Source organism: Kluyvera genomosp. 1 (assembly GCF_001266615.1).
Classification (GTDB): domain Bacteria; phylum Pseudomonadota; class Gammaproteobacteria; order Enterobacterales; family Enterobacteriaceae; genus Kluyvera; species Kluyvera cryocrescens_A.
Genome location: NZ_LGHZ01000006.1, coordinates 97,015 through 107,301, shown reverse-complemented (window position 1 = coordinate 107,301; position 10,287 = coordinate 97,015). Strand labels below are relative to the sequence as shown.

Below are 10,287 nucleotides of genomic sequence, written 5' to 3'. Positions count from 1 at the left end.
CGGCCGGAGAGGGGATACAAACTCCTGAAGTTTGATATATCCTGGGATTTAATCTTGCAAATACCGCTGTTGCGTGTATTTTTGTGAGCTGTTTCCCATAGGTGAGGTGATATAACACTCACTTTAAACATAAAATTAACATTATATTTAAATCATAGTATTCATCCCTCCGATTCTTACCTAATATCGAGGCATCCTATAGATAGGATCGTCTTGCATGACGACATAAAGGGCCAGTAGAGCCCGCACAACACAGACAGAAACAACAGGAAGAAAAATACATGGTTGATCAGATCAAAGTCGCTGCTGCCTCTGAGCAGGAGCCGGCTGAACAATCGCTACGGCGAAACCTCACTAACCGGCATATTCAGCTTATCGCGATCGGCGGCGCCATCGGGACAGGTCTGTTTATGGGATCGGGTAAAACTATCAGTCTCGCTGGGCCATCGATCATTTTCGTTTATATGATCATCGGTTTTATGCTGTTCTTCGTCATGCGTGCGATGGGCGAGCTGCTGCTCTCCAACCTGGAATATAAGTCGTTTAGCGACTTCGCTGCTGACCTGCTGGGCCCGTGGGCGGGCTATTTCACCGGTTGGACCTACTGGTTCTGCTGGGTAGTGACCGGGATGGCCGACGTGGTGGCGATTACCGCGTATGCCCAGTTCTGGTTCCCCGGACTCTCGGACTGGGTCGCGTCGCTGGCGGTCGTTGTCCTTCTGCTGAGCCTGAACCTCGCCACCGTGAAGATGTTTGGTGAGATGGAGTTCTGGTTTGCGATGATCAAAATCGTCGCCATTGTAGCGCTGATTGTCGTGGGTCTGGTGATGGTGCTGATGCACTTCAAATCACCAACCGGTGTCGAAGCCTCCTTTGAACATCTGTGGAATGACGGCGGCTGGTTCCCGAAAGGCATTAGCGGCTTCTTTGCTGGCTTCCAGATAGCGGTCTTCGCCTTCGTTGGGATTGAACTGGTAGGTACTACCGCCGCGGAAACCAAAGACCCGGAGAAATCCCTGCCGCGCGCGATTAACTCGATTCCGATTCGTATCATCATGTTCTACGTCTTCGCGCTGATCGTGATTATGTCGGTGACGCCGTGGAGCTCCGTGGTGCCGGATAAGAGCCCGTTCGTTGAACTGTTTATGCTGGTCGGCCTGCCGGCCGCGGCGAGTATCATCAACTTTGTGGTGCTGACTTCTGCGACCTCTTCTGCCAACAGCGGCGTATTCTCGACCAGCCGTATGCTGTTCGGTCTGGCACAGGATGGCGTTGCGCCGAGCCTGTTTGCCAAACTTTCCAAGCGTGCGGTACCAGCGAAAGGCCTGACCTTCTCCTGTATCTGCCTGCTGGGCGGCGTGGTGATGCTGATGGTGAACCCTAGCGTGATTGCCGCATTTACGATGATCACCACCGTGTCGGCAATCCTGTTCATGTTTGTTTGGACGATTATTCTGTGCTCTTACCTGGTGTACCGTAAGAAGCGTCCTCATCTGCATGAGTCTTCTAAGTACAAAATGCCGCTGGGCAAAGTGATGTGCTGGGTTTGTATGGCATTCTTCGCCTTTGTTCTGGTTCTGCTGACGCTGGAAGCCGATACCCGCGAAGCGCTGATGGTGACGCCAATTTGGTTCATCGTACTGGGGCTGGGCTGGATGTTCTTGCGTAAGAATCAGCAAGCTAAGTAAGCGACCTTCGCCTCTGTGATAAAGCGCCCTTCGGGGTAACCCCGTTAACGTAAGCAAAGTGATTAGGGGAAACGCCGGGATTTGGTTCCCGGAGGGACGCCAAACCCGGCGGTCGCCCCGGGTATCTCAATCTTAAGCTCACGGTGTTGCCCTTCGGGGCGCTTTATTTGTTTTTGCGTCCCGCCTCGTAGAACCCTGCCAGCCAACGTGCTAGTTTCCCCGCCACACCTGAAAGCATATGGAGATGAAATGCGTCAGAGAACCATTGTCTGCCCGGTAATTCAAAACGAGGGCGAGTACCTGCTGTGCAAAATGGCCGACGATCGCGGTGTCTTCCCCGGCCAATGGGCGATTTCCGGCGGCGGTATGGAGGCTGGTGAAACCATGGAACAGGCGCTGTTGCGTGAAATCCGCGAAGAGCTGGGCGAAGCGTTGGTGATAAGCGAAGTGAAGCCGTGGGCGTTTCGTGACGACGTGCGGGTAAAAACCTACGCGGATGGGACAACCGAGCAGATCTACATGATTTATCTTATCTTCGACTGTATAAGCGCCAATCGCGATGTGACCTTTAATGAAGAATTTCAGGAAATCGCGTGGGTTAAAGCGGAAGAGTTAGCCAGCATGGATCTCAACGTGGCGACGCGGGAAACCTTCCGTCAGAAAGGGCTGCTGTAAAAAAATCCGCCTCCGTATTGGAGGCGGATAGCGAACTTATTCCCCGGCGAGTGCGCGCGGGAACAGGACGTTATTTTCGAGACTGATGTGCTCCATCAGATCATCAATCATTTCATTAATACCGTTGTACATTGCCTTCCAGGTCGTGCAGGCTTCCGGCGGAATAGTGACGTTTTGGGTGGTGTGCTTAATCACTTCCAGCAGTTCACCCGCTTCATCGTGCTCGCTTTCCATCACGCTGATAGGCCCCATCGCCTGGCTGCCCATTCCTTGTTTGATCATCGGGAACAGAATCTGCTCCTCTTTCATCATGTGGCTGGAGAGCTCCTGGTGCAGCATAGTCAGATATTTCGCCAGACCTTTCGGTACGTTGGGTTTATCCGCGTGAACGCGTTCTACTTTGGTCGCCTGCAAAATCAGCTCTGGCAGCTGTTCACGGTGACGGTCATGGTAGCGCACAATAATATGGTCGATGATTTCCGGTAGCGGGGCAACGCGCCAGTCTTTCTCGACCGGCTCTTCCGCCAGCTTTGCCAGCTCCGCTTCAATCACGGCAACGTCCAGCTCTTTCCTGCTCGCTGCACGTGCGAGTGTCTGCTTACCGCCGCAGCAGTAATCCATATCATATTTACGGAACAGCGCGGATGCGCGTGGGATGGAGAGCGCCAGCTCGCCTAAGGGTTGGTCGCGAAAGGTCATAGCAGTTACCTCGTCATCAATAATATAAGATGTATTTTAAATGCATCTTTAAAATGAAGATATACCCCTTTCGAGGGAGCGGAATTAGGTGATGGTTGTCACAAAAAATTATTGCCGTTTAAGGTGCTGAATCTTATTAAGAATGACTCTGGTAAGACCTGAATCGATTAAATAACCCCGCCGCGCTGCCGATAGTGAGACTTCAGACCACCTGCACTAGAAAGGCAAATGATGTTCAAACGAATAAAAGTCATTACCGTACTGATTATCGTGCTGTTCGCGCTGGGCGCGATGCAGCTTATTTCCGCGGGCGTTTTCGTACGCGCACTTAACAACGACAAGCAAAACTTTACCGTTTCCCAGCTTTCCAGCCAGAACGTGGCGGAATTTACCGATGCCTGGATTAGCTTAAACCAAGCCCGAGTGACCCTAAACCGCGGCATGTTGCGCCTGCAAGGCACGATGGCGAGCAGCACCAATGGTGGCGAGCTGAAAACGCTGGTGGAGACGGCCAATAATCTTTTGGCTGACGCGAAGCGCCACTATGACAAATACTATGCGCTGCCGGAAACCCCGGGGCTGGATGGGCATCTGTCGGACAGCCTGGAGAAGCAGTACGGTATTTATTCTGCAACGCTTGCGCGAATGAATGAACTGCTGGCCGAAGGTAAGCTGGAAGAGATGTTCAAGCAAAATGCCGAGCAGAAACAGCAGGCCATGCAGGCTGTTTATCAGGAGTGGCGCGCCGCGCAGGCCTCATTGACCAATGCCGGTATTAAGCAAAATGAAAGTGATTATTCCCGCATTCTGTGGTCCCTGGCGGCAATTATGCTGCTGGTGGTGGCCGTAATTGTGGTGAGCTGGATGGCCATGCAGCGCGTGCTGCTGAAACCTCTCCATGGGGTAATGGAACATATTCGCCATATTGCCGAGGGTGACCTGACCAACAATATCAACACCGAAGGCAGTAACGAAATGGCGCTGCTGGCGCGTAACGTCAACGAGATGCAGCAGTCGCTGGCAAAAACCGTTGGCGTGGTGCGCGAAGGGGCGGACACCATTTATACCGGTGCGGGTGAAATCTCAGCGGGCAGCAACGATCTTTCTTCGCGCACCGAGCAGCAAGCGGCATCGCTGGAAGAGACGGCAGCCAGCATGGAGCAACTGACCGCAACCGTGAAGCAGAACGCCGATAACGCTCGTCAGGCAACTCAGCTGGCGCAAAACGCATCGGAGACGGCCCAGAAGGGCGGTAATGTAGTGGATGGCGTGGTGCGTACCATGGATGAAATCGCGGCCAGCTCGAGCAAAATTGCGCAGATCACCAATGTGATTGACGGCATCGCTTTCCAGACCAACATTCTGGCGCTGAACGCCGCGGTAGAAGCGGCGCGCGCCGGTGAGCAAGGGCGCGGCTTTGCGGTAGTTGCCGGGGAAGTGCGTACGCTAGCGCAGCGTAGCGCGCAGGCGGCGAAAGAGATCAAAGGGCTGATTGACGACTCGGGTAATCGCGTCAGCGCCGGTTCTGCGCTGGTGCATGAAGCGGGAGAGACCATGGCTGAAATTGTTAACGCTGTGACCCGCGTGAGCGACATTATGGGTGAAATCGCCTCGGCCTCTGATGAACAGAGCCGGGGTATCGATCAGGTCGGCCAGGCGGTTGCCGAGATGGACCGCGTGACGCAGCAGAACGCCTCGCTGGTGGAGGAATCGGCAACAGCCGCTGCCGCGCTGGAAGAACAGGCCGCACGTCTGAACGAAACGGTGGCGGTATTTCGAATCACCCGCCAGCAGCAGGCGCAGAAATCGCCGGTGAAAAAGAAGTCCGCTCCGTCAGCCAAAATGGCGGTGCATAACGAAGCGAACTGGGAAACCTTCTAAGTCTCAGGCCTCAGAAACTGGCACTACCGCCGGTTTCTGCGGTTTCGACCGGACCGCAATCACCACTCCTATCACCAGCAGCGTAATGCCGCTCAGCGTTAACATTGGCGGCATCTCTTGACGAAGCAGGAAGGTGTACAGCAGCCCCGCCAGCGTTTCAAAGACAATCAATGGCCCGAGGATCACCGTCGGCAACCGCTGGCTCGCCACGTTCCAGCACAGCGCACCCACCCAAGAACACAGCACGGCGATGGCAATCATCAGGCCGATAAACACGGTTGGGCGCGGGCCGAAGGGCAGGGCAAAATCAGGCGTTTGCAGGTGTAGCCAGAGGCAAGCTGCGACGTAACCGACCAGCGATACTGGCAGCGTGACCAGTGCCTGGGCCGTTGCCCACATCAGTGGCGGTTTATCCGGGTTTTCCCGCAGCCAGCGGGCGTTGCGCAGTGCATACCACGCCCAGCACACTACCGAAACAGACGCGAGAGCGATACCAGATCCATAGCGCCAGCCGCTGAAATCCGGCAGCCCCTGGCGCAGTTCGGCAATGTTTACGCACATCAGCCCGATGCCAATCAGTACCAGCGCTGGCATCAGCCGCATCCACGACAGCTTTCCATCGCGCTGGCTATAAAGCAGGTTGGCAAAAATCGGGATCACCACCGGCAGCGTAGCAATAATCATCGTCGAAACCGGTGCACCGGTGCGCTGAATCGCGCTGGCAAGGCAGACGTAATAAACCACATTACCCACCAACGTGAGCGCTAGCGCTGTCCACCAGTCCTGACGACTTAGCTGACGTAAACGCGCACGGCCCATCCAGGCAAGCGGCAGAGCAATCAGCCCCAGCGCCAGATAGCGTCCCATCGACTGTAATACCGCCGGATAATCCGGCACGATAAGCGGCCCAACGAAAATCAGCCCCCACATTAAACCCGCTAACAGGGCGTACAGCACACCGCTAATCATCATTTGATTCCAATCGATTTATCATGGGCAAAGTGTAGGAAGGGAAAAGCGTTCAGTATTGTATGAGATTGCTGATTAGCGACGGGCAACCTGTTTTTGGTAGCGCACCGGGGTAATGCCATAGCGTTGAGTAAATGCGCGAGTCAGATGCGATTGGTCGGTAAGCCCAGTGGCCGCGGCGACTTCGGCGGCGGGCATACCGTAGGTGAGAAATTCCTTTGCCCGCCATAGACGTACCGCCATCAGCATCTGATGCGGAGTGACGTGGAAATGTGCCTTAAACTGCCGCTGGAAATGCCACGGGCTAAGCGCCGCGACGTTGGCCAGTTCATCCAGAGTAATGGAGTGCATGTAGTTGTCGTACAGGTATTCACGCACGCGGGCAAAGCGATGAGCCGCTTCCGGTGGCACTGGCGCATGGCAGGCTAGCGGCTGGAAGGTGTCGATCATATCCAGCAGCAGCCCTTTTTGTGCCAGCGGATCGTCGGTGTGCCAGAGTGCGTGGATTTGGCGGCCAATCAGCTGTGAACGCAGAGGGTCATGGCGGGTCACGTCGGCAAACCACCAATGGCGGGTGCCGGTGACGTCCTCCAGCAGCTGTGGCTCCAGATAGATCATCCGGTAGCGCCAGCCGTCGGCGGTTTCGGCTTCGCCCGTGTGTAGTTCGTCGGGGTTCATGGTGACAACGGAGTGGACGGGGGCGACATACTGGCTGCCGCGATAGCGAAAGCGCTCAGCCCCGGCTTCAATCACGCCAATGCCAAACGCTTCGTGGGTGTGCGGCTCGAAAGCGTAGCGCGAGATATGCGCATGGTACAGCTCAACGCCCGGCACCTGCGGCAGGTGGCGAAAGCGCGCGCTGTCTTTCTCATCGTTAAACAGTTCCGGTACGCCTTGCACGTGATGTTTCCCCCTGGGCCATCTTTTTATTATCAGAGATGGCCCGCAGGGGCGCTACCACATTTAACCGATTTTTAACGCTTACAGGATGCCTTTGACGCTGTCGGCAAGTGACGTGGTTGGGCGACCAATCAGTTTGCTCAGGGTATGGCTGTCATCGAATAGACCACCTTTTGATGCGCCCACGTCAGAGTCTGCCAGCATGTCTGCCAGCCCGGCAGGCAGGCCCACGCTCTTCAGCGCCGCGGCGAAATCCGCCTGGCTCAGGTTCTGATACACCACTTTTTTACCGCTCTGTTTTGCCAGTTCGGCTGCCAGCTCGCTCAGCGTCCAGCCGTTATCGCCCGCCAGTTCGTAGACTTTCCCAGCATGATTATCTTCGCTCATCACGCGTGCAGCAGCAGCGGCGTAGTCTGCACGGGTTGCCGAGGCGATTTTGCCCTCGCCAGCAGCACCAATAAAGACGCCATGCTCCAGTGCGGGTGGTGCGCTAGCCAGATAGTTTTCGGTATACCAGCCGTTACGCAGCAGCGCATAAGGGATACCCGAGTCGGCGAGCATTTTTTCGGTGGCGATGTGTTCGTCTGCCAGTCCCAATGGGGAGGTGTCTGCGTGCAGTAGACTGGTGTAGGCGATAAATTTCACGCCAGCAGCGGTTGCCGCCTGGATGATGTTGCGGTGCTGCGGCGCACGTTGGCCCACTTCGCTGGAAGAGATAATCAGCAGTTTATCCACGCCCTGCAGCGCGTTGGTCAGCGCGGCCTCATCGCCATAGTCGGCCTGACGCACATTCACGCCTTGCTGGCTCAGCGCTTCAGCTTTCGCCGGGTTACGAACGATGGCAACCAATTGGTTGGCGGCGGTGCTCTGAAGCAGGTTAGCAACAACGTGCTGGCCAAGCTGGCCGGTGGCTCCGGTAATCGCGATCATGGGTATTCTCCTTCGTGTTCGTATGGTGTTGTGGTAAGCTAACATCATAACTAACTTTTAGTAAGTACGTACAAAAAGGTAAGTATGAAAGAACTGAAACCGACGCTGACGCAAAAGCTGCGTAACGGCAATCTGTTTGCCGAAAGCTGCCCCTCGCGGGACGTGCTCAAACACGTGACCAGCCGTTGGGGGGTATTGATTTTGGTGGCGCTGCGGGAAGGCACGCACCGTTTTAGCGACCTGCGCCGCAAGATGGGCGGCGTGAGCGAAAAAATGTTGGCTCAGTCGCTACAGGCACTGGAGCAGGATGGTTTTATTAACCGTATTTCCTACCCGGTGGTCCCGCCGCACGTTGAGTATAGCCTGACGCCGATGGGTGAGGCGGTGAGTGAGAAGGTGGCGGCGCTGGCCGATTGGATTGAGGTTAATTTGCCCGAAGTGATGGCGAATCACCCGGCGGTAGATGAGGATGAAATACCCGCGTCGGCGTAAAGAAATTGGCCGGGTCACAAGACCCGGCCAGTGATAATCCGGAGAAGCAATACGCTCTCCGTTATGGCGATTACTTGCTCAAATCCACCTGATAGATCGCAAAACCAATATCATCGGTCGCTACCTGCTTCATCGGATACTGCGCTTTCTCTTTGATAAATGCCGCCGCTTTTTCTGACGGTGAAGTTTCAAAGCGGATATCCAGCTTGGTGTCGCTGTGAATAGGGGCCAGACGCCAGTTGTTATCGGCCGCTGGATGAATTTCCCCGGTTTTCTTCGATTCGGCGCTTATCCATGCGGCCAGCACGGAACGGTTCTCATCCGGTGAAGCGAAGGCAATATGGTTATCCCCGGTGCCGGCAAACTTACCGCCGTAGGCGCGGTAGTTGTTGGTGGCGACGAGGAATGTCGCGTTCGGGTCGATAGGCTTGCCGTTAAAGGTCAGATTTTTAATACGCTCGGATTTTGGATTAATGCTCTGACATTCACCGTCGTAGCGTGCCGGTTGGGTAATATCGACCTGGTAGTTTACGCCGTCGATAACGTCGAAGTTATAGGTGCGGAAACCATCCCAGTTGATAAGGCCCTGCGGCTTGCTGCTGTGGATATCGATCTGGTTAAACTGCCCGGCTGAGCACTCCAGCCACTCTTTCACCTCTTTGCCACTGGCTTTCACCACCACCAGGGTGTTCGGGTACAGATAGAGATCGGCGGCGTTACGGAAGGTGAGTTGGCCTTTCTCGACTTCGACAAAGCTTGCCGGATCATTTTTACGTCCACCGGCTTTAAACGGGGCTGCGGCGGACAGTACCGGCAGTTTTGCCAGATCTGGGTCACCCTGAATATAGTGCTCAACGTAGGCTTTTTGCGCCATATTGACCACCTGAACGGTTGGGTCGTCCTGCACCAGCGACAGGAAGCTGTACATATTGTCGGAAGATTTGCCGATAGGCTTGCTGACAAACTCGCGGGTCGCGTCGTGATCGGCCTTCAGGGCGTCAACCAGTTTGCTGTCTTCCGCCGCCAGCGATTTTTTCGCTGCCGCATCGTAAATCGGCCGCGCCTGAGCCTGGGCGGAGTTCACCTGCCATTTCCCGCTGTCGTTGTTGAGCACCAGATCGACCACGCCAAGGTGATCGCCCCACATGCCCGGCATCACTGCTGGAATGCCGTTAAGCGTGCCTTTGGCAATATCTGCGCCTTTAATATTGGCAAAGTCCTTGCCTGGGAATACTGCGTGGGCATGACCAAACATAATCGCGTCAACGCCCGGCACCTGGCTTAAGTAGTAGACGGAGTTTTCGGCCATCGCCTGATACGGGTCGGCGGAAAGCCCGGAGTGGGCAATGACCACCACCACGTCAGCGCCGTTGGCGCGCATCTCTGGGACATATTTACGCGCCGTTTCGGTGATGTCGTTAACCGTCACCTTGCCGCTCAGATTGGCTTTATCCCACGTCATAATCTGCGGCGGCACAAAACCGATATAGCCGATTTTGAGCTGATGCTTGCTGCCGTCTTTATCGATGACTTCCGTTTCTTTTATCAGGTATGGGGTAAATAACGGTTTTTGGGTTTTAACATCGATAATATTGGCGTTGACGTACGGGAATTTCGCCCCGGCCAGCGCTTTGTGCAGATAGTCCAGGCCGTAGTTGAATTCGTGATTACCGAGGTTGCCTACCGCGTAGTCGAGCAGGTTCATTGCCTTGTAGACCGGATGAATATCGCCCTGTTTCAGACCTTTTGCCGCCATGTAGTCGCCCAGTGGGCTGCCCTGAATCACATCGCCGTTATCGACCAGCACGCTGTTTTTCACTTCGTCGCGTGCGGCGTTGATCAGGCTCGCCGTGCGGACCAGGCCAAATTTTTCGGTGGCGGTATCTTTGTAGTAATCAAAATCCATCATATTGCTATGGAGATCGGTAGTTTCCATTATGCGGAGATCCACCGTTGCCGCATTGACGCTGGCAGCAATCAGCGTAGCCAGAAGCGTTGCGCTAAACTTGATCATCAGAGGCATCCTTTTTTAGATCTAAGACACAGATTTAAA

At 55.0% G+C, this 10,287-nt stretch carries 9 protein-coding genes; 4 read left to right on the top strand and 5 right to left on the bottom strand.

Features of this window, described 5'->3' with window-relative positions:
- The first annotated feature begins 281 nt into the window (after positions 1–281).
- Together cycA and nudI are read left to right on the top strand one after the other, a co-directional pair.
- The gene (gene cycA, locus KP80_RS04905) at positions 282–1,688 is read left to right on the top strand and encodes a D-serine/D-alanine/glycine transporter (RefSeq protein WP_052282465.1); all 1,407 of its coding nucleotides are present in this window, start codon (positions 282–284) and stop codon (positions 1,686–1,688) included.
- Positions 1,689–1,937: 249 nt separating this feature from the next.
- Entirely contained in the window at positions 1,938–2,363 is a 426-nt protein-coding gene (nudI, locus tag KP80_RS04900; protein WP_052282464.1) for a nucleoside triphosphatase NudI, read from the top strand.
- 36 nt (positions 2,364–2,399) lie between these two features.
- On the opposite strand, the gene ytfE is transcribed toward nudI, so the two are convergent.
- Complete coding sequence (gene ytfE, locus KP80_RS04895; RefSeq protein WP_052282463.1) at positions 2,400–3,062, bottom strand: iron-sulfur cluster repair protein YtfE; 663 nt, start codon at positions 3,060–3,062, stop codon at positions 2,400–2,402.
- Between the two features lie 231 nt (positions 3,063–3,293).
- Here ytfE and KP80_RS04890 point away from each other — a divergent pair, with 231 nt between their 5' ends.
- A complete protein-coding gene (locus tag KP80_RS04890; RefSeq protein ID WP_052282462.1) occupies positions 3,294–4,943 on the top strand; it encodes a methyl-accepting chemotaxis protein in 1,650 nt (549 codons plus the stop codon).
- A 3-nt stretch (positions 4,944–4,946) separates the two neighbouring features.
- Here the strand turns inward: KP80_RS04890 and KP80_RS04885 are convergent, their stop codons facing one another.
- From KP80_RS04885 to KP80_RS04875, 3 genes are all read right to left on the bottom strand, one after another.
- Positions 4,947–5,912 carry a DMT family transporter gene (locus KP80_RS04885; RefSeq protein ID WP_052282471.1) on the bottom strand — a complete coding sequence of 322 codons (966 nt, stop codon included), beginning with the start codon at positions 5,910–5,912 and terminating at the stop codon, positions 4,947–4,949.
- Between the two features lie 75 nt (positions 5,913–5,987).
- Positions 5,988–6,812, bottom strand: a complete 825-nt coding sequence (locus KP80_RS04880) for an AraC family transcriptional regulator (protein WP_052282461.1) — start codon at positions 6,810–6,812, stop codon at positions 5,988–5,990.
- A gap of 81 nt (positions 6,813–6,893) precedes the next feature.
- Positions 6,894–7,742 (bottom strand): SDR family oxidoreductase, encoded by an 849-nt coding sequence (locus tag KP80_RS04875; protein WP_052282460.1) that lies wholly within the window; start codon positions 7,740–7,742, stop codon positions 6,894–6,896.
- Positions 7,743–7,826: 84 nt separating this feature from the next.
- Here KP80_RS04875 and KP80_RS04870 point away from each other — a divergent pair, with 84 nt between their 5' ends.
- Positions 7,827–8,234, top strand: coding sequence for a winged helix-turn-helix transcriptional regulator (locus KP80_RS04870; RefSeq protein ID WP_052282459.1), 408 nt, complete (start codon positions 7,827–7,829; stop codon positions 8,232–8,234).
- 70 nt (positions 8,235–8,304) lie between these two features.
- Here KP80_RS04870 and cpdB read toward each other — a convergent pair whose 3' ends face one another.
- Positions 8,305–10,248 carry a 2',3'-cyclic-nucleotide 2'-phosphodiesterase gene (gene cpdB, locus KP80_RS04865; RefSeq protein WP_156315578.1) on the bottom strand — a complete coding sequence of 648 codons (1,944 nt, stop codon included), beginning with the start codon at positions 10,246–10,248 and terminating at the stop codon, positions 8,305–8,307.
- Positions 10,249–10,287 lie beyond the last annotated feature (39 nt).